The 26,611-nt window shown below is 56.3% G+C and carries 25 protein-coding genes and 1 tRNA gene; 7 read left to right on the top strand and 19 right to left on the bottom strand.

From position 1 onward, the window contains the following. Positions 1–186 precede the first annotated feature (186 nt). The 11 genes from AC127K_RS12850 to AC127K_RS12800 form a co-directional block, all read right to left on the bottom strand. Positions 187–4,203, bottom strand: coding sequence for a PolC-type DNA polymerase III (locus AC127K_RS12850; RefSeq protein ID WP_483722199.1), 4,017 nt, complete (start codon positions 4,201–4,203; stop codon positions 187–189). Between the two features lie 344 nt (positions 4,204–4,547). Continuing rightward, positions 4,548–4,790 (bottom strand): hypothetical protein, encoded by a 243-nt coding sequence (locus AC127K_RS12845; RefSeq protein ID WP_483720886.1) that lies wholly within the window; start codon positions 4,788–4,790, stop codon positions 4,548–4,550. A 24-nt stretch (positions 4,791–4,814) separates the two neighbouring features. Then, positions 4,815–5,864: a flavodoxin-dependent (E)-4-hydroxy-3-methylbut-2-enyl-diphosphate synthase gene (gene ispG / locus AC127K_RS12840; RefSeq protein WP_294539986.1), complete on the bottom strand. Its 1,050-nt coding sequence runs from the start codon at positions 5,862–5,864 to the stop codon at positions 4,815–4,817. Positions 5,865–5,877: 13 nt separating this feature from the next. Next, on the bottom strand, positions 5,878–6,999 hold the full coding sequence (locus AC127K_RS12835; RefSeq protein ID WP_483720885.1) for a M50 family metallopeptidase: 1,122 nt from the start codon (positions 6,997–6,999) through the stop codon (positions 5,878–5,880). A gap of 60 nt (positions 7,000–7,059) precedes the next feature. After that, the gene (locus AC127K_RS12830) at positions 7,060–8,211 is read right to left on the bottom strand and encodes a 1-deoxy-D-xylulose-5-phosphate reductoisomerase (RefSeq protein ID WP_294539990.1); all 1,152 of its coding nucleotides are present in this window, start codon (positions 8,209–8,211) and stop codon (positions 7,060–7,062) included. A 19-nt stretch (positions 8,212–8,230) separates the two neighbouring features. Continuing rightward, positions 8,231–9,097, bottom strand: coding sequence for a phosphatidate cytidylyltransferase (locus tag AC127K_RS12825; RefSeq protein ID WP_483720884.1), 867 nt, complete (start codon positions 9,095–9,097; stop codon positions 8,231–8,233). Between the two features lie 146 nt (positions 9,098–9,243). Further along, positions 9,244–9,798, bottom strand: coding sequence for a ribosome recycling factor (frr, locus tag AC127K_RS12820; protein WP_483720883.1), 555 nt, complete (start codon positions 9,796–9,798; stop codon positions 9,244–9,246). Positions 9,799–9,869: 71 nt separating this feature from the next. After that, positions 9,870–10,577 (bottom strand): UMP kinase, encoded by a 708-nt coding sequence (gene pyrH, locus AC127K_RS12815; protein WP_294539995.1) that lies wholly within the window; start codon positions 10,575–10,577, stop codon positions 9,870–9,872. A gap of 132 nt (positions 10,578–10,709) precedes the next feature. Next, positions 10,710–11,528 (bottom strand): ATP-binding protein, encoded by an 819-nt coding sequence (locus AC127K_RS12810; RefSeq protein WP_483720882.1) that lies wholly within the window; start codon positions 11,526–11,528, stop codon positions 10,710–10,712. 42 nt (positions 11,529–11,570) lie between these two features. Then, a complete protein-coding gene (locus tag AC127K_RS12805) occupies positions 11,571–12,317 on the bottom strand; it encodes a hypothetical protein (RefSeq protein WP_483720881.1) in 747 nt (248 codons plus the stop codon). Between the two features lie 70 nt (positions 12,318–12,387). Further along, on the bottom strand, positions 12,388–12,690 hold the full coding sequence (locus AC127K_RS12800) for a hypothetical protein (RefSeq protein ID WP_294540001.1): 303 nt from the start codon (positions 12,688–12,690) through the stop codon (positions 12,388–12,390). Positions 12,691–13,165: 475 nt separating this feature from the next. Between AC127K_RS12800 and AC127K_RS12795 the strand changes: the two genes are divergently transcribed. Further along, positions 13,166–13,241 (top strand) — tRNA-Ala (locus AC127K_RS12795). Positions 13,242–13,613: 372 nt separating this feature from the next. Here the strand turns inward: AC127K_RS12795 and AC127K_RS12790 are convergent. The 3 genes from AC127K_RS12790 to AC127K_RS12780 are packed head-to-tail and all read right to left on the bottom strand — an operon-like array spanning position 13,614 to position 15,937. Then, positions 13,614–14,327: an ABC transporter permease gene (locus AC127K_RS12790; RefSeq protein ID WP_483720880.1), complete on the bottom strand. Its 714-nt coding sequence runs from the start codon at positions 14,325–14,327 to the stop codon at positions 13,614–13,616. Between the two features lie 3 nt (positions 14,328–14,330). Next, on the bottom strand, positions 14,331–15,140 hold the full coding sequence (locus tag AC127K_RS12785; RefSeq protein WP_483720879.1) for an ABC transporter ATP-binding protein: 810 nt from the start codon (positions 15,138–15,140) through the stop codon (positions 14,331–14,333). After that, positions 15,137–15,937 (bottom strand): MerR family transcriptional regulator, encoded by an 801-nt coding sequence (locus AC127K_RS12780; RefSeq protein WP_483720878.1) that lies wholly within the window; start codon positions 15,935–15,937, stop codon positions 15,137–15,139. Before AC127K_RS12780 ends, AC127K_RS12785 begins: the two co-directional genes overlap by 4 nt. A gap of 591 nt (positions 15,938–16,528) precedes the next feature. On the opposite strand from AC127K_RS12780, the gene AC127K_RS12775 reads away from it, so the two are divergent. Beyond that, a complete protein-coding gene (locus AC127K_RS12775) occupies positions 16,529–17,122 on the top strand; it encodes a sugar O-acetyltransferase (protein ID WP_483720877.1) in 594 nt (197 codons plus the stop codon). 153 nt (positions 17,123–17,275) lie between these two features. Here the strand turns inward: AC127K_RS12775 and AC127K_RS12770 are convergent, their stop codons facing one another. After that, a complete protein-coding gene (locus AC127K_RS12770) occupies positions 17,276–18,583 on the bottom strand; it encodes a galactokinase (RefSeq protein ID WP_294542795.1) in 1,308 nt (435 codons plus the stop codon). 225 nt (positions 18,584–18,808) lie between these two features. On the opposite strand from AC127K_RS12770, the gene AC127K_RS12765 reads away from it, so the two are divergent. The 5 genes from AC127K_RS12765 to AC127K_RS12745 all read left to right on the top strand — a co-directional run bounded on the left by AC127K_RS12765 (position 18,809) and on the right by AC127K_RS12745 (position 23,323). Then, a complete protein-coding gene (locus tag AC127K_RS12765) occupies positions 18,809–19,654 on the top strand; it encodes an AraC family transcriptional regulator (RefSeq protein WP_294542797.1) in 846 nt (281 codons plus the stop codon). 91 nt (positions 19,655–19,745) lie between these two features. After that, on the top strand, positions 19,746–21,131 hold the full coding sequence (rlmD, locus tag AC127K_RS12760) for a 23S rRNA (uracil(1939)-C(5))-methyltransferase RlmD (RefSeq protein ID WP_483720876.1): 1,386 nt from the start codon (positions 19,746–19,748) through the stop codon (positions 21,129–21,131). 140 nt (positions 21,132–21,271) lie between these two features. Further along, on the top strand, positions 21,272–21,676 hold the full coding sequence (locus AC127K_RS12755; RefSeq protein ID WP_294540615.1) for a zinc ribbon domain-containing protein: 405 nt from the start codon (positions 21,272–21,274) through the stop codon (positions 21,674–21,676). 31 nt (positions 21,677–21,707) lie between these two features. Beyond that, positions 21,708–22,586: a DUF5685 family protein gene (locus AC127K_RS12750; protein WP_483720875.1), complete on the top strand. Its 879-nt coding sequence runs from the start codon at positions 21,708–21,710 to the stop codon at positions 22,584–22,586. Beyond that, the gene (locus tag AC127K_RS12745) at positions 22,583–23,323 is read left to right on the top strand and encodes a J domain-containing protein (protein ID WP_483720874.1); all 741 of its coding nucleotides are present in this window, start codon (positions 22,583–22,585) and stop codon (positions 23,321–23,323) included. The genes AC127K_RS12750 and AC127K_RS12745 overlap by 4 nt, the downstream gene beginning before the upstream one ends. Before the next feature lie 78 nt (positions 23,324–23,401). Here the strand turns inward: AC127K_RS12745 and AC127K_RS12740 are convergent, their stop codons facing one another. Genes AC127K_RS12740 through AC127K_RS12725 form a run of 4 tightly spaced genes read right to left on the bottom strand, consistent with a single transcriptional unit; the run spans position 23,402 to position 26,391 of the window. Continuing rightward, positions 23,402–24,103, bottom strand: a complete 702-nt coding sequence (locus AC127K_RS12740) for a YkgJ family cysteine cluster protein (RefSeq protein WP_483720873.1) — start codon at positions 24,101–24,103, stop codon at positions 23,402–23,404. Further along, a complete protein-coding gene (locus tag AC127K_RS12735) occupies positions 24,100–25,086 on the bottom strand; it encodes a D-isomer specific 2-hydroxyacid dehydrogenase family protein (protein WP_483720872.1) in 987 nt (328 codons plus the stop codon). Before AC127K_RS12735 ends, AC127K_RS12740 begins: the two co-directional genes overlap by 4 nt. Positions 25,087–25,104: 18 nt before the next feature. Further along, on the bottom strand, positions 25,105–25,911 hold the full coding sequence (locus AC127K_RS12730; protein ID WP_483720871.1) for an alpha/beta hydrolase: 807 nt from the start codon (positions 25,909–25,911) through the stop codon (positions 25,105–25,107). A gap of 15 nt (positions 25,912–25,926) precedes the next feature. Next, positions 25,927–26,391 (bottom strand): C-GCAxxG-C-C family protein, encoded by a 465-nt coding sequence (locus AC127K_RS12725; RefSeq protein ID WP_294540628.1) that lies wholly within the window; start codon positions 26,389–26,391, stop codon positions 25,927–25,929. Positions 26,392–26,611 lie beyond the last annotated feature (220 nt).

Here is a 26,611-nt window from a genome sequence, read left to right as displayed (position 1 = left end):
CGGGGCGAATTTGGTATTCTGAAACACAAGAAAGCTTTCCTGCATTCAGTATACCACATGTTCCTGCCGCTCCACAAGGCAGTTTTCCACGATACAACCGTAAAAGTTTGGTTGCATTCCTTTCTAAAAAAGCCCTCCTGCCAAAGCGGCAGAAGAGCTTCTTGCGTTTTGGGTAACAGAAACTTCTCAGCCCATCATGCTGAAGAAGTCCACCTGGCTGGTCTCCGGCAGGTTGCCCAGGGCCCCCACATCCCGCAGTTTGTCCAGGATGGACTGGGCCACACCGGATGCCTGCTGCAGTTCCTCGATGGAGATATACTCTTCCCCGTGGATGGTGGCCTGTTCCAGAGCAATGGCGGCATTTTCGCCCAGGCCTTTCAGCGCGGTGAAGGGAAGGCGGACCTTGCCGTCCTCCACGATATATTTGCTGGCATAGCTCTTGCCCAGTTCAATGGGCAGGAACTGGCAGCCCCGCTGCAGCATCTCGTTGACCAGCTGCAGGCTGACCAGGGCATCGTCATCCTTGGCGGTACGCTCATCCTTGGGGATGCGCTCGTTATCCCGCAGGTGTTCCTTGGCAACCCGGACGCCGCCCACGGCCGCTTCGTAGTCAATATCGGCACCGCGGACGGTGAAGTAGACCGCATAGAAAATGGCCGGATGGTAAACCTTGAACCACATCAGGCGGATGGCCGCCATCAGGTAAGCCACCGCATGGGCTTTGGGGAACATATACTTGATCTTGCGGCAGGATTCGATGTACCAGTCAGGCACATCGTGTTCCCGCATGGCTTCCTCCCATCCGGGCTTGAAGCCGCCCTTGGCCACCTTGCCTTTACGCACAGCCTCCATGATGTCAAAGGACATCTTGGGTTCCAGGCCCTTGCGCAGCAGGTACAGCATGATGCTGTCACGGCAGCCGATGACCTCGGCGATGGTGCAGGTCTTGGAGCGGATGAGTTCGTCGGCATTGTTGGTCCAGACGTCGGTTCCGTGGGACAGGCCGGAAATCTGGATCAGTTCCGAGAAGTTCTTGGGCTGGGCATCCAGTAGCATCTGGCGCACGAAGTTGGTGCCCATTTCGGGGATGCCGAAGGTACCGGTCTGGCTGCCGATCTGTTCCGGGGTGACGCCCAGGGCCTCGGTGGAGGTGAGCAGGCTGTACACCTTGGGATCGTTCATGGGCACCGAGTTGATGGGGATACCGGAATACTCCTCGAAGAACTTGTAGAAGGTGGGCACATCGTGGCCCAGCTCGTCCAGCTTGAGCAGCGTGTCGTGGAGGTATTTGAATTCGAAGTGGGTGGTCAAAAGACCGCCCTTCACGTCGTCCGCCGGGTGCTGGATGGCACAGAAATCGTAGATATCAAAAGTATCGGGCACAACGACCATGCCGCCGGGATGCTGGCCGGTGGTCCGCTTGACGCCGGTACAGCCGATGCACAGGCGGTTTTCCTCCGCACGGTTGACGGTGCGGCCGCGTTCTTCCAGGTACTTCTTCACATACCCGTAGGCGGTCTTGTCCTGCAGACCGGAGACCGTTCCCGCCTTGAAGACGTTCTCCTTGCCGAAGAGTTCCTCGGTATAACGGTGAACGTTGGACTGATACATGCCGGAGAAGTTCAGGTCGATATCCGGCTCCTTGTCGCCGTAGAAGCCAAGGAAGGTCTCAAAGGGGATGTCGTGGCCTTCCATGATCATGGAGGTGCCGCAGACCGGGCACTTCTTGTCCGGCAGGTCAAAGCCGTCCATGGTGTGGCCGTCATCGATCCATTCACTGTGCTGGCATTCCGGGCACAGATAATGGGGCGGCATACTGTTGACTTCCGAGATTCCCGCAAAGTGGGCTACGGCGGAGGACCCCACAGAGCCACGGCTGCCCACCTGGTACCCGCCTGCGTTGGAGAACGCCACCAGCTTGACGGCAATGACGTACAGAACGGCATAGCCGTGGCCGCAGATGGAATCCAGTTCCTTTTTCAGGCGCTTTTGCAGAATATCGGGAAGCGGACTGCCATAATCCTTCCGGGCGTGCTCCCAGGTGCCGGAACGCAGCTGCTCCTCGGCGCCCTTGATGGAAGGCGGATAGGTGCCCTTGGGAATGGCGCGCAGGTTGCCGTCGATGGTGGCAGCGATCTTGTTGGGATTGGTGACCACCACCTCATAGGCCTTTTCCTTGCCCAGATAACTGAACTCCTCCAGCATATCCTGGGTGGTGCGATAGAACAGCGGTGCCTGGTTATCCGCATCCTTGAAGCCGTTGCCCGCCTGCAGGATGGCCCGATAAGCCGCATCCTCCGGTTCCTGGAAGTGCACGTCCCCCGTAGCGACCACCGGTTTGTGCAGTTCGTCCGCCAGGGCAATGACGGTACGGTTGAAATTCTTGATGGCTTCGATGGAGTCCACCTGACCGTTGCGGACCATAAACGCATTGTTGCCCAGGGGTTGGATCTCCAAAACGTCATAGTAATCGGCAATCCGCAGAAGATCTTCATGGCTGCGGCCTGCGACGATGGCACGATACAGTTCTCCCGACTCGCAGGCGGAGGACAGGATCAGGCCCTCCCGGTACTGGTTCAGCAGACTGCGGGGCACACGGGGCTTTTTGAAGAAATACTTGGTGTGGGCGGCACTGACAATGCGGTAGAGATTCTTGAGCCCGGTCTGGTTCTTCACCCAGATGATCAGATGGTTGAACCGCTTTTTCAGGACCTCTTTATTGCCGCCCAGGCCGGTGTTGATGTCCTCGACGTTGTAGATTTCCTTTTCCTTCAGGTCTTCGAGCATCTTCTCGAAGATGCGGGCCAGGGCCATGGCATCGTCCACCGCCCGGTGATGGTTGAAGGGAGGAATTTCCAGATGCTTGTTGATCACATCCAGCTTGTAGCTGCGAAGCCCGGGAAACAGAGCCTGCGCCATGGGAACGGTATCGATATAGGGATTGTTGAAGGTGATGCCCGCCCGTTCGGCCGCCCGCTGCAGAATCAGCATATCGAAACTGCTGGCATTGTGGGCGATGACGATGTTGTCCCCGCAGAACTCCTTGAAGCTGCGGATGGCTTCATCCGGAGAAGGCGCATCCGCCACCATGGCGTCATTGATGCCGGTCAGTTCCACCACCTTGGCCGGAATGGGCCGCCCGGGATTGACAAAGGTAGCGAAGCTTTTTTCCTCGTTGATCTTGCCGTTTTCCACATAGACGGCACCAATCTCGGTCATGATGTCGTTGTTGGTATCCAGACCTGTGGTTTCGGTATCAAAGACCACAAAGCTCCCGGTAAGAGGCATTTTGACCTTGCCGTAGACCGTGGGGATCATATCATCCACGAAATAGGCTTCGCACCCGTAAATCAATTTGAAACCGGGGTCGGAACCATGGATATCATCGGCCGCCAGCATGGCTTCCGGGTATCCCTGGCAGACGCCATGGTCGGTGATGGCAATGGCGCGATGGCCCATGCGGTGGGCCAGCCGGACGATCTTGCCGGGGTCACAGAATCCGTCCATAGAGCTGGACTTGGTATGCAGATGCAGCTCCACCCGCTTGTGGCCTTCCGGTTCGGTGTCCTGACGGGGCTGACGTTCCACCTGCAGGACATCATAAGGCAGGAGCACATAGTCGCGCTCATATTTATCGTAGGTGTAATTGCCGCGCACGATCAGGGTCGTGCCGGGTTTGAGGCCCTCCCACTTGGACATGTCCTCCCCTTCATCCCCCAGTACCTTGAGGTTGATGGAGCCGTTGTAGTCGGTGATGGAGGTGAAATAGATCTTGCGGCGGTTGCCCTTGACTTCGGTGGCGAAAACATCGCCCCAGACGGTGACCTTGCCGCCGTCGCCCAGATCGTTGAGAGGGCGCAGGTCTGCCGGTTTGAAAGACTTGCCGTGGAAAAGCTTCGCCGGCTTGGAGGTGAGTTCCAGACCCTCGATGGTGAAGGGCGCCACCTCCTCCTTGGCCTTGAACTGCACGGCAGGCGCCTTTTCGGCCACACGCCGCTCCAGTTCCTCGGCATTGAGCTGGGCCGCCACATCCTTCATCCGGACCACCGGCAAAGAGCCGGTACGTTCCTGAATCAGTTCGGCCAGACGCCGGGGAAGCTCCACGCTTTCCAGAATGGTGCGCCCCGCATTGACACGCACAATCAGCCCGTCAGGCTCAAAAGCCACGGGCTGGTCCTTGTCCAGAAATCCATTTACCGGCATCCCCTGCTGCTTGAGTTCCTCAATGAGCAGGGTCACGGCATCCGGGGTGATGGCATCATAATTGAAATAGTTCCGCAGTGCCAGTTCATAGCCGGCAAACACCGGTTCCAGCGAGGCCAGCAGGCGGCCGCAGAGCCCCCTGTCCAGGGGCTCTGCGCTGCGCAGACTGATGACCACCTTGCGGGAAGTGCGGAACAGTTCCACTTTTTCCACGATCACGCCGCTGAAGCAGGCGTTGAACTGGGCGTCGGCCGTAAACTGCGGCCAGACCTGAGTGACAAAAGGTTTCAAGGCTTCTCCTTTTTATTTTCGGGTCCATTCAGGGAAAAAACAGGGCAGCGATATCAGCGCTTTGATCCCGGGCGGCCGGAGGTGCGGCAGAATTCCCCGGTGCAAAGCAGCCAAAGGAAGAGTGCCGCCGTGGCCGCGGCCAGTACCAGAAAGAAAATGCCGCCCGCCCACTGTGCCGTATCAAAAAACACATAGGCACAAAAACCAAACAGTGCTGCTCCCAAAATCAGCAGCACTGCGGTAAAACGCGGACTAATGGCCACCAAAAAATCAACAACAAGTTGCAGCAGGTCCATGGGGGTCTTCCTCCGCGTGGCTATTTACAGTTTATAGATCTCGTCCACGAACTGATCCACGATGTTGTCTTTGAGCATGCGGACCTTTTCTCCGCGGATAAACAGCAGCGCACAGTCCTTGCCGCCGGCAATGCCGATATCGGCGTCGGAAGCTTCGCCGGGGCCGTTGACGATGCAGCCCATGATGGCGATCTTGACGGGTTTCTTGAAGCCGTCGGCCCGCAGACGCTCCTCCACCTGACGGGCAATATCCATCATGGGATACTGGGTGCGGCCGCAGGTGGGACAGCTGATGATCTCGGGACCCGCCACGGCATAGCCCACAGCGCGCAGAATGTCATATCCGGCCAGGACTTCGTTCTCCGGTGTGTCGGTCAAGGAAACGCGCAGCGTGTCGCCGATGCCTTCCAGCAGCAGTCCCCCGATGCCCATTCCCGACTTGATCAGGCCCATCCGGTTGCCGCCGGCCTCGGTCACGCCCACATGCAGCGGGTAGTCGGTCTTGGCACTGAGCATCCGGTACGCCGCCATCATGCGGGGCACGTTGGAGGACTTGATGGAAATGACAATATTGTTGAAATCATGCTTCTCCAGCAGCTGCACATGATACATGGCGCTTTCCACCATGGCTTCCGGCACCGGAGCGCCATACTTGGCCAGAATGTGCTTTTCCAGACTGCCACCGTTCACGCCGATGCGGATGGGTACGTTCTTGGCATTGCAGGCATCGGCCACCGCCTTGACGCGGTCGTCATCCCCGATATTGCCGGGATTGATGCGGATCTTATCCGCCCCTGCATCCAGCGCTGCCAGAGCCGCCTTGTAGTCAAAGTGAATGTCCGCCACCACCGGAATGTCCACCTCTTCCTTGATGGCGGAAACCACCGCGGCGTCCTTGGGGGTGGGAACCGTGACCCGCACGATCTGGCAGCCGGCTTCAGCCACACGGCGGGCCTGGGCCACATTGCCGGCGATATCCTCCACCGGCACGTTGAGCATGGTCTGCACCGCGATGGGGTTGTTGCCGCCAATGGTAACATTGCCGATCTTGACCGTTCGTTTGAGCTGGCGCATACAAAGACACTCCTTATATAAATTTCGCAATATCCTGGAAGGTAACCAGCACCATCAGGGCCAGCAGCGCCACGATGCCCGCAGCATTGAGGACCGCCTGCACCCGCGCCGGCACCGTCTTGCCGGAAACACATTCCACCGCCAGGAACAGCAGCTTGAAACCGTCCAGTCCGGGAATGGGCAGCAGATTGAAGATGCCCAGGTTCACCGAGATCAGGGCCGCCAGACTGACCACATCCTTCCAGCCGTAGCGTACCGCCTGACTCACTGCGCTGACAAAGCCCACCGGGCCGGACAGCTGGTTGATGCCGACCCGGCCGGTGGCCATATCCACAAAGCCGCGCAGAATGGCCCGGGCGTAATACAGAAAATACCGGCCTGCCCAACCGGCCACCTTGCGGGGCGATTTGGCAATGCCGTAGACCTGGAAATCCAGTACCATGGTGGTGGTGCCGTCCGCCCCGGTGGAGGAGTCAAAATGCACGGCGGGCAGGTGTACGATGCTGCCGTCCCGCAGCACCGTCATGGAGGCGGTGTAATCCGGGGTGCGCTGCAGCTCGTACACGATGTCCTCGGCCACAAAGCAGACATGTCCGTTCACCGAGAGGATCTCATCTCCCGCCTGCAGACCGCTGGCCTCACTGGCCGGTGCATCGCCCAGAAAATCGTAAATCATACAGCTGGTGATGGCATCCTCCCCGCAAAGAAGGGCCACCAGCAGAAAATACCCGAGGACGAAGTTCATCATGGCACCGCACAGGATCACAAAAAAGCGATGCGCGGGCGGTGCTTCGTCAAAAAACTTGCCCCTGACCGCCGCGGGCAGTACCGGACGGCGGCGGTCGTAGGAAGCATGGGGACGGACGAACCCGTCCTGTTCCGCTTCCCGGTCTTCCCCTTCTTCCTCGGGATTTTCCCCGGGAAGAAGGTTATATCCGCCCAAAGGGAGAAGGCGGATGCTGTATCGGGTGCCGTTCCTGACCCGGGACCACAGCGCCGGACCAAACCCGATGGAAAATTCCTGAACCCACATTCCCACACGCCGGGCCGCCAGAAAATGGCCGGCCTCATGCACCAGCACAACCAGACCGAATACCACGATTGCCACAATGGTGGTGAGAAGGACGATCGTCATTGAACACCTCGATTGAAGTTGCCGCACGGCGGGCATCCCCTGCCCTGCCGCCGGTGGGAATTACAGATGGGCACGGACGTAAGCCCGGGCCATGGCGTCACAGTCATATACATCCTGCAGGGTATAGTCGCCGCCGAAAGATTGGCTGTCCACCACACCTTCCACCAGGCGGCCGATATCCAGGAAACCGATCTTGTCCTGCAGGAACAGGCGCACGGCTTCCTCATTGGCGCCGTTGGCGGCACAAGGGGCAAGGCCGCCCTTCCGGATGGCTTTTTTGCAGGCGGCCAGACAGCGGAAGGTCTCTTCATCGGCCACATCAAAACTCAGGGACTTGAGAGCCGCAAAGTCCAGCTCCGGTACCGGGCTGGGCAGACGATCCGGCCATGTCAGCGCATACTGGATGGGAATACGCATATCCGGCACCCCCATCTGGGCAATGACCGAATTGTCCGCAAACTGTACCGCCGAGTGAATAACACTCTCCCGCTGGACAACGATCTGGATTTTATCCTCCGGCAATCCGAAAAGCCAGACAGCCTCGATCAATTCCAGTCCCTTGTTCATCAGGGTGGCGGAGTCGATGGTGATCTTGGCCCCCATATTCCAGTTGGGATGCTTGAGGGCATCTTCCTTTTTCTTGCCGGCCAGCTGATCCTGTTTCATACCGAAGAAGGGGCCGCCAGAAGCGGTCAGCAGAATCTTGGTCAGCCGTTTGGCCGAGTGCTGGTCCTGCAGACACTGGAAGATCGCTGAGTGTTCACTGTCCACCGGCAGCAGGCGCACGCCCTTGCGGCGTACTGCATCGGTGACCAGATGGCCGCCGGTGACCAGGCTTTCCTTGTTGGCCAGAGCCAGATCATGGCCGCTCTCGATGGCGGCCAGCGAAGCAGGCAGGCCCGCAATGCCCACAACGGCATTGAGCACCACATCGGGGCCATCCATGGCTGCCAGGGTACGCAGGCCTTCGGTTCCCCTGAGCAGCCGCGGGGCATCCGCCATGCCGGTCAGTTCCGCTTCCAGTCGGTCACAGGCAGCTTCATCCACCACCGCCACATAGCGGGGATGGAATTCTGCAATCTGTTTTTGCAGGATCTCAATGCGGGAATGGGCTGCCAGACCGAAGATGGTATACCCGTGCATACGGGCCACATCCAGGCTTTGGGTCCCGATGGAACCGGTGGACCCCAGCAGAGTGATCGTCTTGCTCATACATTCACTTCCTGTTCAGTCAAAAAGAGGAAAGATAGAAGAAATGGCGCACCGCAATGGACACAAACGGCGCAATGAACATCACGCTGTCGAAGCGGTCCAGAATGCCGCCGTGGCCGGGGAAAATCGTGCCGTAGTCCTTGATTCCCACCTGACGCTTGACCGCCGATGCAAACAGGTCTCCCAGGATTCCCAGCACCGAGGCCAGAGCGCCCAGGCCCAGAATGACCAGGTAATGCTGGGGATTGATGTTGACCGTAAAGACCTGCAGCCGTCCCGACAGAAGGCCGTAAACAAAGGTGACCAGCAGTCCGGCTGCCATGCTGCCGATGACGCCGCCAACAGCCCCCTCCACCGTTTTGTGGGGGCTGACAATGGGGGCCAGCTTATGCCGCCCGAAGGCACGGCCGGCAAAGTAGGCTGCGGTATCTCCGCCCCAGGCGAAGCAGAGAATCAGCAGGATGAAATAGACGGCATCATACCCGTATTGGTCGATGGGCAGCTGGCGTTTGAGATAAATCAGGGAATAAAAGCAGAAGAGAATGACGCCGCCGAAATAGACGAACCCGGCCAGACGGCCGAAATCCAACGTTCCATGTTTGACGATCAGGCAGATGTTATAATACAGCACCACCAGGAAACTGGCCGGCAGAATGACCGCACGGACGGCAGCGCTGCTGGACAGCATGATCAGCATTGTATAGGGTATTGCCATTGCAAACAGGTACCATTGACGGCGGCCGAAGCCCATGGCGGAATACACTTCATGCATGCCGATCAGGCAGATCAGGGCCAGGACCAGGTCAAAAAAGACGGTATCAAAGAAAGCCAGGACAACGGCCAGCAGGCACAGCCCTACAGCGGCTGTTATGATTCGAGTTTTCATATGGGCGGGAATTCCTTTCGGAGACAGAAGTGCACGGTTTACTGCTTCGGGGATGGTTTTACTATATGCGCACTGCTGCCGGAGTTTGCCAGATATGACGTATGCCGCGCAGATGCGCGGCACACGCAGCAGAAAGCCTGAAACGATCAGACTTCCATGATCTCCTGATTTTTGGCGGTGCAGGTCTCGTCGATCTTCTTGACAAACTTGTCGGTCAGTTTCTGGACCTCTTCTTCCAGATTCTTCTGGTCATCCTCGGTGATCTCGCCGGCCTTCTTCATGGCCTTAAACCTGTCCATGGCATCACGGCGGACGTTGCGCACGGCCACCTTGGCTTCTTCGCCCTGCTTCTGCACATCTTTGGTCAGCTGCTTGCGGCGTTCTTCGGTGGGAGCCGGGAAAATCAGGCGGATGGTATGACCGTCGTCAATGGGATTGATGCCGATATCGCTGGTCTGAATGGCCTTGGAGATCTCCTTGACCATCTTGGGGTCCCAGGGGGTGATGGTCAGGATGCGGGCTTCGGCCACAGCCACAGCCGCGATCTGGTTGACCGGGGTGGGAGCACCGTAATAATCCACTGCGACCTTGTCCAGAATGGCCGGATTGGCACGGCCCGCGCGGATGGTGGCCAGCTCACGGGAAAGGTGGTTGACGCAGTTGGTCATTTTCTCTTCATAGATTTTGGTCGTGCTGCTCATACAAGTGTCTCCTTTTGTTCAAACGGCCTTGGGTGACCGTGTTTTTCTTCTTTTCCGGCATTCCGGCAGATTCATTCACTGACCAGTGTGCCGATCTTTTCTCCGCGCACCGCGCGGGCAATGTTGGAACCGTCGCCCAGATCAAATACCAGAATGGGCAGGGCATTGTCCCGGCAGAGGCTGGCGGCGGTGGAATCCATCACGGCCAGACGTTCGTCCAGCACCCGGGTAAAGGTCAGGGTGTCATACCGCACTGCGTCGGGGTATTTGTGGGGATCCTTGTCATAGACACCATCCACCATAGTGGCCTTGAGCATGGCATCGGCACCGATTTCCAGAGCGCGCAGGGCGGAGGCCGTGTCGGTGGAGAAGATGGGGTTGCCGGTACCGCCGCCGAACACCACGACCTTGCCCTCTTCCAGCGCAGCAATGGCCTTGTCGCTGGTGAAGGTCTCGGCCACCTGAGGCATCACGGCACTGGTCATGACCACCGCCGGCACCCCCTGCTGACGCAGGGCATCTTTCACGGCCAGGGCATTCATGACCGTGGCCAGCATACCGATCTTGTCCGCGTCCATACGGTCCATTTTGCCGCTGGAACGGCCGCGCCAGAAGTTGCCGCCGCCCACCACAATGCCGATCTGCACGCCCAGATCATGGGCCTGCTTGACACCGGCACAGATGGAAGCAATGGTTGCCTCATCAAAGCCGGCGCCCTTGCTGCCGGCCAGCGCTTCCCCGCTGAGTTTCAGCAATATACGATTATAACGGTTCTCCATAGTAAGCACCACCTGATTTTGTCATATGTAGTTATTTTACAATAGTTTGCCCACAAAGTAAATAAGGGTTCGGAAAATGGCATAAAAAATTCACACCGCCCATGGGGGCAGTGTGAAAAAGGAAAGCGCTGATTATTCTTCCAGTACGGCGGCAAATTCTCTGCGCAGACAATGACGGCACTGCGCCAGCATCTGCTGTCTGCTGTTGGCATCATCCGCCAGAACCAGCCGGGACGGGTCCGGACAGTGCTGCGGCAGGGCGAAGACAACGGAAAAGCCGTCCGTTCCCTGGGCCTCCTCCGTTTTCCATCCCAGCGCAGCGGCATATTCCCGCACCAGCAAAAGACCGGTAACACCCCGGTTCAGCAAATCTCCGGTGAGGGTCCCTTCCGTGAGCATGGCCACAGCCTCCGGCGCGGCGCCCGGGCCGTTGTCCCGATACACCAGCCGGCGGTTTTCCGTGCAGGTCAGCTCCACCGTGTCCGCCCCGGCACGCACCGAATTGGAAATCAGATTGGCCAGCAGGCTGTTGAGCAGCGCCTCATCCGCTTCCAGCCAGAGCCCCCGTTCCGTTTCGTCCCGCAAGGTCAGGCGAACGGCACGGCCGCAGGCCGCCAGTTCCTCCTGGGCGCAGGTACATACGCCCCGCAGGTGATCAGTCAGTTCCAGGGGAAAGGCCGGACGCAGCTGCCGCAGCTGCGTTCCCAGCGCCAGATCGGCAGCATTGTCGGCCAGACGTTCCAGCCTTTGAATGCGCCGGGACATTTCCCGCAAAGTATCCAGACCGGTGGAGCGGACCGGTTCCGGGGCCTGCTGTTCCAGGTACCGGGTCAGGGCATCCACCGTGCCCTGCAAAACACAAAAATCCTCCGCCAGCCGCCCTTTCAGGCCGCCGCGAAGGGGGTTACAGTTTTCCGGCCAGATGTGGTCGGTGGATCTTTCGGTGTTCATCGCAAGAGTCTCCTCTGATCCCGCGCGCAATGCAGTATCGGTTCAGCGCCCGATGGCCCTGCGGATCAGTTCGGTCAGGCTGCGGATCAATTCCAGGTTGGTCAGACGGCTGCCTTCCGGTTTGTTGACCGCACGGCACAGCCGGTCATATCCCTGGGGTCCGGTGTGCCGCAGGGATTCATTGATCCGCTGCATCGCCGAGGCCACGGTGCCGGGACGGATATGCTGTCCGTCCGCTGCATATTGATACAGTTCCTTGGCAATATAATCATCGGCCCCCAGAACGGTGCGCAGCAGGATCCGCTCCAAGTAATTCCAGCCACCCAGGCGCCGGTTGTAGTGCATGGAGCAAAGCAGTTCGTGCAGATACTCCCGTACGCGGTAGGCATCCCAGGCATCATCACTGCCGCCGCAGCGATACACCGCCGCAAATAACTCCGACAAGGTATATGGCTTAAAGATAATACAATCAGCACCCATTGTCAAGAAACGCGCCGTGGACTTTTGTGTATAGGGCATGGCGGTGATCAGGATGCGCGGACGCTGAGGCAGTTCCAGCATGCCCAGCTGCCACAGCAACTCTCCCAGGCCCGGTCCCTGCAGCAGGGTATCCAGCACAAGGACCTGCGGGCACAGGCCGCTTTGCAGGATTTCCAGCACCTGCTGCCCCGACGTGACCGCCGCACACACCTCCACCGACCGTTGGGCCGATCCGTACAGTCTGATTGCACTGCACTGGCCACGGTCACTGTCTGCAAACAGTGCGCTGACCCATTCCTGTTTGTCCATGTCGCGCATCTTCTTCATTCCTTTTCCGGCCGCTTCCGCAGGGCGTCCTTGTTGTTTGCTGTCCGCTGCGTCAGACCGCGCATTCCGCCGCCGCGCCGCACACGTCCCGGATCACGTCGCAGGCATTTTCCGGTGGGACTGCATTCTCATACAGAAACCGCAGCAGCCCCCGGCCGAATTTTTCACTTACATCCCGCAGCGTGCAGCGCATGGTCCTAGGTACTCCGTCGCCCGCCTCCCGGCAGATCACAACACCAAGGCACCCTTCTTTCACATAGAGGGCATACCCGATGCGATGGGCCTTCTGCAGACCTTCAATCTCCGAAAAATTCCGCGCATAGGATTCCAGCAATTCTGCCTGTGTTGGATTCATCTTCCTCTTGTCTCCCCACAATACAAATTCAGCCGGGTAGATACCGCCCGCGTTCCGGGACCGCAAACGGCGGGCGCACACCGCCGAAAGCCCGCGCCGGGATACCGCACCGGACGCGGGTCTTCTCGATAAATAATCATACTGATTTATGTCCGCAAAATCAATGGCTGCGCGTCGTATTTGATTTTACGATTTCATACGTTTGCAGCAATATTTGCACGTTATTTTCATTATATTTGATACATCGCCTTTTTATTTCGCATTTTTTGTTCCTTCGTTTTGGCTTTACAAAACGGAACCAAGCGCGCAAACGCGATTATTGATACAAAATATCGGATTTCTTCCTTATCTTTTGCCACAGATCCCTTTATCATGGGCTGCGTCACAGGTTCACAGCTGCATACTATTTCTTTTTTCTGACCGGGGCTTGACATTTTTTTGCAAAAAGAGTATAGTATCTTGGTCAGATAAATTTGGGCCTGTAGCTCAGTTGGGAGAGCGTTCGGTTCGCATCCGAGAGGTCAAGGGTTCGAATCCCTCCAGGTCCACCACATTAGGACGTCGCCTATGGATATCGCATAGCGGCGCAAAGTTATGAGACACCCCTGTGAATAACAGGGGTGTCCCGCTTTTTTGTGTTCATTATTGATCGTTCTGGACTTTGCTCAGAGATCGAGCTGCACTATTTTTATGAGTGGGAGAGAACGGCCGGTTTCACTGGTGAGTCTATCGCACCACTTCTGACACGGATGTTTCTTTCTGCACCACTTTTAAGTAGATGATACGGATATTTTTCGACAGACTGAGGTCGGCAGCAAGAAATGCTGCCGACCCCTGATCACTTATTTGCAAAGGCGGGCGGGACTGTCAACGAAGACGCGAAGCGGCGTTCATTTTATCTTTGACTGGCTCGGCTGGCTTTGCTATTTATCAACTTTGCGTAGTAGTATGCCACATACACAAATAGCCAATATAAGAATTGCTACCAACGGCAACAAGTTTTCAAGTTGGAATGTACTATCCGTCATTACTCTATAGCCACATGAGGCTGGAAAAATTTTTCCTACAATTTCAAATGCTTTTGGCAGCAATTCAATCGGAAACATAATTCCGGAAAGCATGATAGAGGGCAAAAAAATGATGATAGAAACCATTGAAGTTTTCGCTTGGTCTTTTACTGCTAAACCAATTATGCTGGCAATGCTAAGGGACACCGCAATAAAAATAGCAAGGCTGGCAAAGTACAGCATCGGATTTTCTGGTATCTCAGCATTGAAAGCAAGCGGCGCAGCAATGTATAGAATTATGCTCATAATAAACAGATGTATGTATGCGGAAATATTCGTCAAAACAAGACCAAGATATAGTGGCACACCATTTGCCTTATAAACTTTTTTAATATCGCTGCTGTAAATTTCAACAAGAGAGGGCGGCAAGCCAATTAACGCACCCATTGTTACTCCGAAAACGGTCATAGACTGAATGAGTGTGTATCTTGCTTCCGGCATAACAGATGTAAATATCCCACCCATAATCGCAAAAAACAGGAGAGGGACAATATAGCAGGTTATAAGTAATGTCTTACTCCGTATATCTAACTTCCATTGCAGGTAAATTCCGTATAAAAAAGCACCCATCTATTATTCTCCTTTTGCAATCTTCATAAAATGTTGTTCCAGAGTACCGCGGTTTATCTGTATATCTACAATAGATTCTCCATTTTCTTTATACTGTGTAAGCAACGACAGCAATGTTTCTCCGATATTATCAGATTCGTATTTTTTGGTGCTGTTTTCTGTTTGAATTATGATGTTATAATGCCTTCCTACGGTTTCCCCCAATTGTCCAACGGTTCCAATAAAAACAATCTTCCCCTCGGACAAAATAGCAATCCGGTCACATAAATTCTCTACTTCAGCCATGTCATGGCTTGTTAATATGATTGTTTTCCCCATTGCCTTTAATTGTCGAATTTGTTTGTGTAAAGAAAGCCGTCCTTCCACATCAAGACCAGCTGTTGGCTCATCCAGAAAAAGAATGTCTGGTTTTCGCGTTAGAGCGAGTGCTAAATGAAGCCGCCGCTTTTGACCGGTTGACAATTGATAATATTGTTTTTTCTCAAGCTCATAAATGCCGAGAGCTTCAAGCGTTGTTCTATCAGGGGTCGTCTTGCTCCATTTAGCAAATAGTTTAATCGCCTCCAATGGCTTAATATGTTCCGGCAACGATGCGGACTGTAATTGGATTCCTATTCTACCGTGGATTGTAATGTTTCCACTATCATATTTTCTTAGACCTTCGATACATTCAAGAGAGGTGGTTTTCCCTGCGCCATTTACACCGAGCAGCGCGAAAATCTCTCCTTGCCGTACACAAAAATCCAAACCGTTCAACACGACATGGGCTCCGTAGCTTTTCTTTAAACCGCTGATTTTTATAGCCTCATTCATTTCGATCCCTCCTGAAACGGGTCAACTCCTAATTTGAAAAAATAGACTCCTAATACCTGCTCAACATAGCCATTCGCAATACTTTGTTTTTCTTTCCAGCTTTGTTCTACGTTTTGAAATTGCCCTAATTCGATGAGTTTAGGGAGCATACTCATGTCTCCGCCAGTAAAATCCGTTATCATATTCCAATAGGCTCTTGCAAAATTCTGTCCCTCATCACTGTCTGCGGGAACGCCTGCATTTTGAAGTCTTATCGCTTCGTCTTGAAGCTGCATGAAAGTGTCCATAAATGCCTTTCCGCTGTCTTTATCAAAATGGCTGCGGATGTGGTCAAGGGTCTGGTCATCAAAATGCTTAATTAGCCAGTAGAAATCGTTTTTCATCTGCAAATTGACAATAATATCAGCATATTTTTTGAAGTCAACAGACTGCATTTGAAGAACTTCCTCGCGCAATACTACCAGTTCCCTCAGCGTTTCGGACAGGCTATCTATTTTTTGCTTGACAGCGGCAGCCTGTTCCGTTAGAACAGCAGCAATTTCAGCCGGTGTATCAAGAGGAATCAACCGGTTCTTTATATCGTCCAGAGAAAAACCCAAGTGCTTGAGGGACAAAATCTGATGAAGCTTAACGATGTCCTTATCCGTATATAACCTGCGTCCCCCTTCACTCATGGCTGAGGGAGAGAGCAAGCCTTCTCTATCGTAATGTTGTAATGTCCGTACAGTAACATCCATTTTCTTTGCGACTTCGCCAACTGTCATATAACCTTGTGGTATAGCTTTATGCTTATCCATATCGTACCTCCTGCTTATAGTATATCTTATTACGTTACGTCACAAACAAGCTTTTTGAACAGATTCAGGAAAAAATACGGAATAGGGGGTGGCCGCTTATCAAATTCTCTTACATTACTTTACGGCACATGAGTTTGCTGAGGATACTGCGGATGGTTCTGACGGTTGGCCGCCGTCAGAACTGGATTGCTGTTTTAGAAATAAGCAGTAAGTCGTTTCCCTTAATTCCGCAGAATACCAGGGATATTACGGGGCTTCCGTAAGGTATTGGAGGTGCGATCGGTCAGGCTAACGGTCAGCAACCGTAGCAATATATTTGGAATTCTTGCAGCTGGAAAAGGTGGATATGGAGTTCCTTATTGCACCAAAGAAAGGAAATGCTTCCCATAATTAAGAAAACTGGTGCCGAGCTAAATTACTGTGTCACCCCTTATTAAAGTTGGTCTAACTGTGTCAAAGTATGATATAACGTAAAAGCGAGGCCAGCGATATCCATTGTTGACGTCGCAACACAGAATCAGCCGACTTGTTGTTGCAAGTCGGTTTTTTTATTTTATATCACGCCGTTATGCTGCCGGAAAGGATAGAGCCATGGAAATAGCAGACATTTTAAGAGACCCCGCCGGATACGCCGCCCAGAACCGGAACATTCCGCCCACGCTGAAAGCCGCTGCCCAACGGCTGTGTTGGGAGTACAACCGCACAGCACCCGATGACGCCAGGACCCGCCGGGATATCCTGGAAAAGCTGCTGGGAACCTGCCATCCCCTGACCTTTATCGAACCGGATTTTCACTGCGATTACGGATTCAATATTCATACCCACGGATTAACGGTCATCAACTATAACTGCGTGATCCTGGACACCTCCCCCGTTCACATCGGAGCCGGTGCTTTCATTGCGCCAGGGGTATGCCTGAGCTGTGCCGGACATTCCCTTGATCCTGTGCAGCGGTCCGAGGGGATCAGCACATCCAAGCCCATCCGGCTGGAGGACAATGTCTGGATTGGTGCCAACGCCGTGGTGTGCGGCGGTGTTACCATCGGCAGCGGCTCGGTCATCGGTGCCGGAAGCGTGGTCACCCATGATATCCCCGCCGGTGTTGTGGCGGCGGGTGTTCCCTGCCGCCCTATCCGGGCGATCTCTGAATCTGATAGGATCCATCCGGATCAGCTTGCTTTTTGATGCGGTCCGGCCACCTTTGCCCTGATGAAGAAAGACCCGCAGGTTTCCCCTGCGGGTCTTTTCTTATGGGATGTCGGTACAAAAAAGGGCGGACCTTCCTCCATGCAGACGGGCACGGAGAAAAAGCCGCCCTTACCTTTTCCGAAATGCAGGTTACATCGTTTCTTCTACCGGCACAGCACCGTAATTGCGCACACTGAGCACATGGCAGCTGCCGGCGCCAAAGACCGCATCAATGGCAGTGCGGTACTTGTCCAGCAGATCCAGGGGCACAAAGGCCTGGATGGTACCGGCAAAACCGCCGCCCTGCAGACGCCAGGCGCCGCGGCCCTGCAGCACCCGCTGGCTGATGGCCAACGCCAGAGGTACGCCCTGTTCTTTTACGTTCTTGATGCTGTAAGCATTCTGGTTATACTCAAAGCTGGAATGACCGCCTTCCAGAATCAGTTCCAGGAACCGGTCAAATTCATCCGCCTTGATGGCATCGCACAGCTCTGTAGCGCGCCGGCAATCGTTGTAAAAGTGGATGGCACGCACCACCGCACGGTCCCCCACCTTCTTGCGGACTTCGGGAATGGCGGCAATGAAGGTTTCTTCGTCCACATCCCGCAGGACCTTTTTGCCGAAGCAGGCCGCCACCGATTCCATCTCACGGCGGATAGCGGCATAATCATCGGTCAGATCCGCGTGGCTGCCCTTGGTATCGCTGATGCACAGGGCAAAGCCCTTGCCGGCCAGGTCAAACTTCACCTTATTGACAATGGGTGCAGAAGGATCCTTGAAATCAATGGTAATGGCACTGCCCACGGCGCAGGCGGTCTGGTCCATCAGGCCGGAAGGCTTGCCGAAAAAGACGTTTTCGGCATACTGACCGATCTTGGCGATCTCCACCTGGTTCAGGCGTTCCATATCGTTGTCATTGTATTCGCCGCGGAAGATGGCACCCACGCACACCTCGAAGGCCGCGGAGCTGGACAGGCCGGAACCGCGCAGCACATCGCTGGTGGAAAAAGCGTCGAAGCCGCCCACCTTGCCGCCTTCCTTCACGATACCGGCAGCAACGCCGCGGATCAGGGACGCGCTGTGCTCCGCTTCCGGTTTCTGCGGGGTCAGCACCGAAAGGTCAATGTCATCGATCTTGCCGAAGCCTTCGGAAATGAAACGGACAGTATTGTTGTCATTTTTGGCAACCACAGCGATGATATCCAGGTTGACGGCCGCTGCCATGACAACGCCGTTGTTGTGGTCGGTATGGTTGCCGCCGATTTCCGTCCGGCCGGGAGCGGAGTACAGACGCACTTCGCGGTCCGCACCAAACTCCTTTTCAAAATTTTCAATGGTCCTTATGTAACGTGCCCGCTGCGCCGCAATGACCGCCGGGTCAGCCGCGTACAGCTTGGCAAAAGCGGCGTCATAGGCGCCGTCCTGAATCTGTTTTTTGAGAACGCTGGAAATGGCCATGGTCGTAACAACCTCCCGTTTCTGTTCAGCTTTAGCATCATGCACAAAAAGCTTCGCATTTTTTGGTAGACTCTGCTCTCAGAGGCTCTATCTATACCCAGTATAACAAATTTTACCGGTAAGTAAACAGTTTTTTTCAACGAGATTATGGACTTTTGATGAATGCCTTGCTATAATAAAAGAAATCCCGCGGCCTGTGCCGCAACATCCTTTTGGGGGCAAAACATGGCAAACCTGCTCAAGCAATCCTATAAGCAAAGCTATACCGACAACGTGGAACTTTCCATCTTCAACTGCGGTCATGAGTGCTGTCTGCCGGGGCACACCTGGGGGCCCGGTGTGCGCGACCATTACCTGATCCACCTGGTGGTGGCCGGAAAAGGCGTATACCAGGTGGGCGGTGCGGCGTTCAATCTGCAGGAGGGCGACTTGTTCCTGGCCAAGCCGAACCAGCTGATCACCTACGCCGCGGATGAAACCGAACCCTGGGAATATTACTGGGTGGGATTCAACGGCGCCTGCGCCAACAAACTGGTGCAGCAGACTCCGTTCACCGACCAGCATCCTCTGCACCACTGCAAGGATCCGCAAAGCGTGCGGGAAGCACTTTACAATATATATCTTTCCCGCGGGCCGGAACCCCAGTGCGAAGCTCTGATGACCGGGTACCTGTACCTGTTCATGGCCCAGCTCATGAAGGAAGCCCGGGACACCATGCCCAATCCCGGCAGTTCCAGCAGCCAGTATGTGCTGGCCGCCATCAAGTATATCCAGTTCAACTATTCCCATGACATCTCGGTGGATGACATCGCCAAGGCGGTGGGCGTAAGCCGCAGCCACCTGTACCGGGTGTTTATGGCAAACGTGGGACAAAGTCCTATTGATTACCTGACCGGATACCGCATCAGTGAGGCCTGCTCCCTGCTGAAAAACAGCCACCTTTCCATTGCGGAGATTGCCGTTTCGGTGGGCTTCTTTGACCAGTTCTATTTTTCCCGGGTCTTCAAAAAGGTCAAGGGTGTGCCCCCAAGCAAGTATCTGGCTGCGCTGGAAAAAGATCCCCAGCTGTGATTTCCGGCCCAAAGCGCCGCAACGTGCCGCGTTTTGGGCTTGTTTTGTGTGTTTCTCCCCGTCCTGTTTTTCTTATATGTAAAGGAGCATTATGCCGAACCAGACTTCCTCTTTTTTGAAAAAAAACCAGATCATTGAAATGACCGTGGAGTCCCTGTCCAGTGACGGAAGCGGCGTGGGCCACTTTGAAGGCATGGCCGTATTTGTGCCCGCCACCGCCCCCGGTGACCGCATCTGCGCACGAATCACAAAGTCCCTGAAGAATTATGCGTTTGCCCGGGTGGAGACCCTTCTTCAACCCGGACCCGGCCGCTGCGAGCCCGACTGTCCCGTCTGTGCTCCCTGCGGCGGATGCAGTCTGCGGCACATCACCTACGAGGCTGAATGTGCTGCCAAGACCGGTTTTGTCCGGGATGCCTTTGTCCGTCTGGGCGGAGTGCATACGCCGGTGGCCGATGTGCTGCCCTCGCCCCTGGTGGAGCGCTACCGCAACAAGGTACAGCTGCCGGTTGGACGGGACAGCGACGGGCACATCATTACCGGCTTTTATGCCGGACGCAGTCACCGCATCATCCGGACACCGGACTGCCGGCTGCAGCCGGACTGGATGAATGCCCTGGCTGTCAGGGCCTGCGCTCTGTTTGAAAGATATGATGTGGAACCATACAACGAGGAGACCGGCAAGGGGCGCATCCGGCATCTGTATATGCGGCAGGGCTGGCACAGCGGTCAGCGTCTGCTCTGTTTTGTGGTCAATGGAAACGGATTGCCCCACGAAGCGGAGATCTGCCAGACGCTGCAAAAAGAATTTGAGCTGACCACCATCCTGGTCAACCGCAACACAGCCCGCACCAATGTGATTTTGGGGCAGAACACCCGCACGGTGCTGGGGCCCGGTCTGATCGAAGATACACTGGCAGGCGTCCCTCTGCGCATGAGCGTTCACGAGTTCTACCAGGTCAACACCCCCGCCGCCGAACTCCTCTATGCCACTGCCCGACGGTACGCAGCCCTGCGCCCTGACGATTTTCTGCTGGACCTGTATTGCGGTATGGGAACCATCGGGCTTTCCATGCTGCCGGACTGCCGTCGGCTGGTGGGGGTAGAGGTCGTCCCCCAGGCCGTGGACGCCGCCAAGGAGACGGCGGCACGGCTGGGACTGACCCCCGAACAGGCTGACTTCTATTGCATGGATGCCGGGACCGCTGCGGCCCGGTTTGCGGCAGAAGGAGCCCGCCCCGACGTGATCGTGGTGGACCCGCCCCGCAAGGGCTGCGACGAGGCCACCCTGAAAGCACTGGTGGATATGGCGCCGCGCACCATCGTCATGGTCAGCTGCAACCCTGCCACCGCCGCCCGGGATACCCGCGCCTTGGCGGATGCCGGGTACCGCCCTGAAACCATCCAGCCGGTGGACCTGTTCCCCCGGACAAAACATTGTGAGACCGTCGTACTGCTGCAGCGGCAGAACGGCTGAACTTTGCATCACAAGGCCGTCGGAAGCCCGGATGTTTATAGTCTGTTTCCTTCCTGTTCACGATTTGACCACAAATTCATGGCATAATAATGCCCGAACCTGATTTTTACAATGTTTGCAAGAAGGATGCGTGTATCAAAATGAAAGCCTGGTTTCAGCGTTTTATGTCGGGCCGGTACGGCGGCGATCAATTCAATCGTTTTCTGGCCGTTGCGTCTCTGGTGTTCCTGATTTTGGGACTGTTTCTGCCCGGATTGTTCGGCGTACTGTTCTACGCCATCGGTTTTGCCATGCTGATCTATTCCTACATCCGGATGTTCAGCCGCAATCACGCCCAGCGCATTGCTGAAAACCGCTGGTACTGGGAAAAGCGCACCGCTGTACTCAATTGGTTCGGCGGCGTAAAGACCCGGTTTTCCCTGCGCAAGACCTATCACTATTACCGCTGCCCGCGCTGCCGCCAGCAGCTGCGGGTGCCGCGCGGACGGGGCCGTATCTCCATCACCTGCCCCAAATGCGGCACCAGCTTTATCAAAAAGAGCTGACTTACTCTACGGCCGGAAAGGTTGACGCTGCGTGTTCGGATATGTTACGATCTATCGCAAAGGGCTGGACAAAAGTGCCATGGACTGCTATCAGGCCTATTACTGCGGCCTGTGCCAGTCCCTGGCCCGCTACGGAAACACAGCGCGGATGGCCCTTTCCTACGACATGACATTTGCCGCTTTGCTGCTCAGCGCTCTGTACGAGCCGAAGACCGAATTTTCCGCCGGACGCTGTGCCCCCCATCCGCTGAAAGCCCGTCCCCGTGCCGCCAACGAATTTCTGGAGTACGCAGCCGACATGACCGTAGCGCTGGCCTACTACAATTATCTGGACAACTGGCAAGACGATCACAGCCGCGTCAGCCTTCTGGCCGCACACAAACTGGAACGGCCCCTGGCCGATATCCGCCAAAAATGGCCGCGGCAATGCGGTGCCATCGAAATCAGACTGGCCGAGCTGAACGCGCTGGAAAGCGCCGGCAGCACCGATCTGGATGCGCTGTGCAATTGCTTCGGCGCATTGCTGGGAGCCGTGTTCTGCTGTCGGGAGGACATATGGGCCCCTGCCCTGGATGGCATGGGCCGAGGCCTGGGCGGGTTCATTTACCTGATGGACGCCTATGACGATTTGAAAAAAGATAAGCGCCGGGGCAGCTTCAACGCCCTGGCCGCCATCGCTGAAGCATTCGGCCCTGACAAGGCCGGCTTTGAAGAGCGGTGCCATGAACTTTTGACCCAACAGATGGGCCTGTGTGCCCAGAATTTCAACCTGCTGCCCATACTGAACGACACACCTGAGGGGCAGCTGCTGCACAACACGATCTATGCCGGGGTATGGAGCAAATACGCGCTGGTAAAGGCCATGCGCAACAAGTCCGGCAAGGCAAGGAAGGGGAAGCAAGACGAATGACCGATCCGTACAGCGTATTGGGCATCCAGCCGGGGGCTGGCGAGGAAACCATCAAAAAGGCATATCGCCAGAAATGCAAGCAGTATCACCCCGACCTGCATCCCGACGATCCCACCTGCGAAGACAAGTTCAAAGAAGTACAGGCCGCGTACAGCGAGATCATGCGCCTGCGTTCCGGCGGCGGCAGCCGTCAGCAGTCCCAGAGCGGCTACGGGCAAGGCAATGCCGGCGGATACAGCGGTTACGGCCGCCAAAATACCGGGTACCAGGATCCCTTCGGGTTCGGCTTTGGGTTTGATCCCTTTGGTTTTGGCGGCTATGAGACCCGCAGCAACACCGGACGGGAATCCCCCGAAATGCAGGCGGCCAACAACTATATCCGCAACGGCTATTACACGGAAGCCCTCAACGTGCTGAACAGCGTACCGGTGGCCGACCGTTCCGCCCGCTGGCACTATTACGCGGCACTGGCCAATTCCGGGCTTGGCAACAACATCAACGCCCAGAACGAAGCCCGCACTGCCGTAAATATGGAGCCCAACAACTTTGATTATCAGCGGCTGCTGGACCGGCTGCAGAACCCCGGCCGCACCTATGCTTCCTACCAGGAGGCCTACACCCAGCCCGGTTCCCGCATGCAGCAGGGCAACTTCTGCCTGCAGGCATGGCTGTATCTGATGATGTGCAACCTGTGCAGCATTTGCTGCTGCGGCGGACGCGGCTTCTTCTGCTGCTGACCATTTTCCATATAAAATCAAACAGCCCCTCTTCCCTGTGCGGCGATCCGCCGGGAAGAAGGGCTGTTTTACTTTGTTTCAGGGGTCGATGCCCAGCAATTTGTGCACAACCGGATACAGGATATCCAGGTTTTCCCGGAACTGGGGGTAGAATTCATCCCGGGTAGAGTAGTCGTAGTATAAAGCCCGTTCGATGCGCCGTACCGCCGGAGCAAAACGGGGATGTTCCCTGCCCCCTGCCGCCTTGAGCATGTCGGTCAGGCGGGTGCACTCCACCGCCCAGGAAGCGTCCGTGCCGGCACGTTCGGTCACGCCGGCATGTTCCAGATAGTCTGCCAGCGTCCTGTCGGGAGCGTCTGTTCCGCACAGCGGCAGCTGGGGAAAGTATTCTATCCGGGCAGTGTCCGGGTCGATGGACTGGCCCAACGGATACAGGGCGCAGGCCAGCGGACGGGCCGGATGAATGGCACAGCCGTCTCCTTCCAGAAAGGGGCAGTCTCCGGTACGGGCCGAGGGACGCAATACCAGCACCGGCAGGCAGGTAGCGGAACCGATCTGCCGGCGGCAGAAGGCTTCCGCCACCGTGCGGGGCGGAAGGCGCATCCACCGGGCCAGACGATACAGGTCCAGACCGGACAGCACCAGATCCCGACGGCTGCGGCAGCAGTCCCCGCAGCCCGCGCAGGCGAAAGAAAACGCATCCGACGGCTTCAGCCGCGGGCAATGGTCCAGGGCAGCCTCCAGTTCCGGTTCCCCGGTGCGGCCGGGTTCCAGACTCACAGCTTCACCTCGTTGGGTTCGGGACGTCCGGCAGCCATGTTGCTCACCGCCTCAAAGGCGCTCTGCACCATGCTGGCCACGTTCACGTCGGTATAGAAAGCGGTATGGGGACTGACGATCACGTTGGGGAAGCTGCGCAGCAAGGCCAGTTCCCGGTTTGCCAGTGCCTCTCCGGCGCGGTTGTAGTAGCAGATGCCGTTTTCATCCTCCACCACGTCCAGACCGGCGCCGCCGATCTTGCCGCTTTCCAGACCATTGACCAGCGCCTTGGGTTCGATCAGGGTCCCCCGGGCGGTGTTAATGAGGATCACACCCGGCTTCATTTTTTCAATGGCTGCCTCGTTGATCAGGTAATGGTTCTCCGGCGTGGCATTCAGGTGCAGGGTGATGACATCACTCTCGGCATACAGAGTGTCCAGATCCACGTACTCGGCCGTATTGCAGACTTCCTCATTGGGATACAGATCATAGGCCAGGATGCGGCAGCCGAACCCGGCCAGGTGCCGGATGACCGTGCGGCCGATCTTGCCCGTACCGATCACGCCGACGGTGCAGCTGGACAGATCCCGGCCCATCTTGCCGGCCAGAGAATAATCCTGCGCCACCGCACGCAGCATGATCTGGTTCATCTTGCGGGTGGCCATCAGCATGAGCATGATGGTATAGTTGGCCACGCCTTCCGGCGGATAATGGCTGTGGGAGACCCGCAGGCCCAGCTCTTTCGCGGTATCCAGCGGAATGTGGTCATATCCGATGCTACGGCAGGGCAGGTAGCGCACTCCCATTTGGGCAAAGGTCTGCAGGTATTCGGGGCGGATCTCGCAGGGGTTGGTGCTCACCGCATCGCAGCCTTCGGCCAGATGCAGGTTTTCCGGACAGGGCGGCTCGGAAGTCCAGGCGTAGTCGATACCGTACTTCTGTTTGAAGGGTTCACAATACGGCAGTTCATCGAACTCCCGCAAGGTATAGAAAAAGATTTTCATGGCAAAAGCGCCTCCTTGTTACAGGTGAAAATCAAAAACATCGGCCAGCCAGTCGATGCACAGCGGCAGCCATGTTGCATTATGGGGATCGGGATGGTTCACCTCACGGTGGCAGGTACTGCTGCCGTGGGCCCCATGGGGAAACAGATGCAGTTCATACGGCACATGGCACGCCTGCAGAGCCCCGACCAGCAGAAGGGTGTTCTGCACCGGAACCACATCGTCCTCCACGGTATGCCAGAGGAAAAAGGGCGGCATTCCGGGCTGCACCTGCTTTTCCAGGCTGAAAAGTTCCCAGAGGGACCGGTCATTCCCGGCCAGGTTTGCAATAGAACCTTTGTGGGCAAAATCCCCGGAAGTGATGACCGGATACCCCAGAATCACCGCATCAGGGCGCAGCCGCGAAGCCTCCGCTCCCAGGTCTGCACAGACTTCGGGACGATGGGCCAGCAGCGCCACAGAGGCGGCCAGATGCCCGCCCGCCGAGAACCCGCATACAGCCAGACGGTGGGGGTCCAGATTGAGCGCGGCGGCATTCCGGCGCAGATGCAGGATGGCACCGGCCGCATCCCGCAGCGGTGCAAACCCCAGAGGGGCCGGCGTGGTGTTGGCGGTGGTGTAGGTCAGAATAAACACCTGATACCCCGCGTTGAGGAAGTTCATGGCCACAGGGTCCCCTTCCCGGTGGCCGCAATGGTCGTATCCGCCGCCGGGAATGATCAGTACCCCGGGGCGCACCTTATAATCCGGCATATGGTCGTCGGGGTCGCGCAGGTACCCCACTATGCGGGCACCGCTGGGCATGGTGTACTCATACAGATGCATGATTCTCTCCCCTTTTTATTTGTGCTCGGGCAGCGGATGCGCGGCAATATAGTCATCCAGAATATTGGCCGCCAGCCGGACCAGCTCCGGGCAAGGACGTTTTTTATAGTATTCCGGCGTGCGGGGGCTGGCTACCGGGCTCCCCTCCGCCTTTTTCAGGCCCAGCAGTTCCCGGCAGACGATGCTGCCGCCGCCGTTTTCGGTGCGGTAACGTTCTGCCAGTGCCTGCACTTCCGTATACAGGGCGGTTTTCTGGGACGGGTCCGGGCTGCCGTACAGCGCCCCCAGCACCAGCACGATGCCGGAAAAGGCGCCGCAGACCTCCCGCAGGCGTCCCACGCCGCCGCCGAAGCCTGCCGACATGGTCAGGGCCTGCTCCGGGGTCAGGTGCATTTCTTCCGCATAGGCCAGCGCCACGGACTGGGCACAGTTATAGCCTTTCATAAAATTGTTGTAGGCCTCATCACCATGAATGGACATTGGTACACTTCCTTGTATATTATTATTGTTTTTGTTCTTGGTTTGCTTCAACCAATAGAATAGCGCAAACCTTTGCGTTTGAAAAGAGGGATTTACACGTTTTTGAATTTTTTGTAAAAAGGCCTGTTTTCGCTTGCACTTTGCGCAGCAGAGTGCTACACTATCATTAGCACTTGACTTGCAAGAGTGCTAAATCGTGGTAAAACAAAGAAATTCAGAT

The sequence above is a fragment of the Subdoligranulum sp. DSM 23681 genome, assembly GCF_057005535.1.
Note: the sequence above shows the minus strand (reverse complement) of the source record. Positions and strands in the feature narration are given on the sequence as shown.

Coding starts and splice junctions, on each gene's coding strand:
- AC127K_RS12850 (WP_483722199.1), bottom strand. CDS start 4,203: ATGCCGGTAAATGGATTTCTGGACAAGGACCAGCCCGTGGCTTTTGAG.
- AC127K_RS12845 (WP_483720886.1), bottom strand. CDS start 4,790: ATGGACCTGCTGCAACTTGTTGTTGATTTTTTGGTGGCCATTAGTCCG.
- ispG (WP_294539986.1), bottom strand. CDS start 5,864: ATGCGCCAGCTCAAACGAACGGTCAAGATCGGCAATGTTACCATTGGC.
- AC127K_RS12835 (WP_483720885.1), bottom strand. CDS start 6,999: ATGACGATCGTCCTTCTCACCACCATTGTGGCAATCGTGGTATTCGGT.
- AC127K_RS12830 (WP_294539990.1), bottom strand. CDS start 8,211: ATGAGCAAGACGATCACTCTGCTGGGGTCCACCGGTTCCATCGGGACC.
- AC127K_RS12825 (WP_483720884.1), bottom strand. CDS start 9,097: ATGAAAACTCGAATCATAACAGCCGCTGTAGGGCTGTGCCTGCTGGCC.
- frr (WP_483720883.1), bottom strand. CDS start 9,798: ATGAGCAGCACGACCAAAATCTATGAAGAGAAAATGACCAACTGCGTC.
- pyrH (WP_294539995.1), bottom strand. CDS start 10,577: ATGGAGAACCGTTATAATCGTATATTGCTGAAACTCAGCGGGGAAGCG.
- AC127K_RS12810 (WP_483720882.1), bottom strand. CDS start 11,528: ATGAACACCGAAAGATCCACCGACCACATCTGGCCGGAAAACTGTAAC.
- AC127K_RS12805 (WP_483720881.1), bottom strand. CDS start 12,317: ATGGACAAACAGGAATGGGTCAGCGCACTGTTTGCAGACAGTGACCGT.
- AC127K_RS12800 (WP_294540001.1), bottom strand. CDS start 12,690: ATGAATCCAACACAGGCAGAATTGCTGGAATCCTATGCGCGGAATTTT.
- AC127K_RS12790 (WP_483720880.1), bottom strand. CDS start 14,327: ATGGGTGCTTTTTTATACGGAATTTACCTGCAATGGAAGTTAGATATA.
- AC127K_RS12785 (WP_483720879.1), bottom strand. CDS start 15,140: ATGAATGAGGCTATAAAAATCAGCGGTTTAAAGAAAAGCTACGGAGCC.
- AC127K_RS12780 (WP_483720878.1), bottom strand. CDS start 15,937: ATGGATAAGCATAAAGCTATACCACAAGGTTATATGACAGTTGGCGAA.
- AC127K_RS12775 (WP_483720877.1), top strand. CDS start 16,529: ATGGAAATAGCAGACATTTTAAGAGACCCCGCCGGATACGCCGCCCAG.
- AC127K_RS12770 (WP_294542795.1), bottom strand. CDS start 18,583: ATGGCCATTTCCAGCGTTCTCAAAAAACAGATTCAGGACGGCGCCTAT.
- AC127K_RS12765 (WP_294542797.1), top strand. CDS start 18,809: ATGGCAAACCTGCTCAAGCAATCCTATAAGCAAAGCTATACCGACAAC.
- rlmD (WP_483720876.1), top strand. CDS start 19,746: ATGCCGAACCAGACTTCCTCTTTTTTGAAAAAAAACCAGATCATTGAA.
- AC127K_RS12755 (WP_294540615.1), top strand. CDS start 21,272: ATGAAAGCCTGGTTTCAGCGTTTTATGTCGGGCCGGTACGGCGGCGAT.
- AC127K_RS12745 (WP_483720874.1), top strand. CDS start 22,583: ATGACCGATCCGTACAGCGTATTGGGCATCCAGCCGGGGGCTGGCGAG.
- AC127K_RS12735 (WP_483720872.1), bottom strand. CDS start 25,086: ATGAAAATCTTTTTCTATACCTTGCGGGAGTTCGATGAACTGCCGTAT.
- AC127K_RS12730 (WP_483720871.1), bottom strand. CDS start 25,911: ATGCATCTGTATGAGTACACCATGCCCAGCGGTGCCCGCATAGTGGGG.
- AC127K_RS12725 (WP_294540628.1), bottom strand. CDS start 26,391: ATGTCCATTCATGGTGATGAGGCCTACAACAATTTTATGAAAGGCTAT.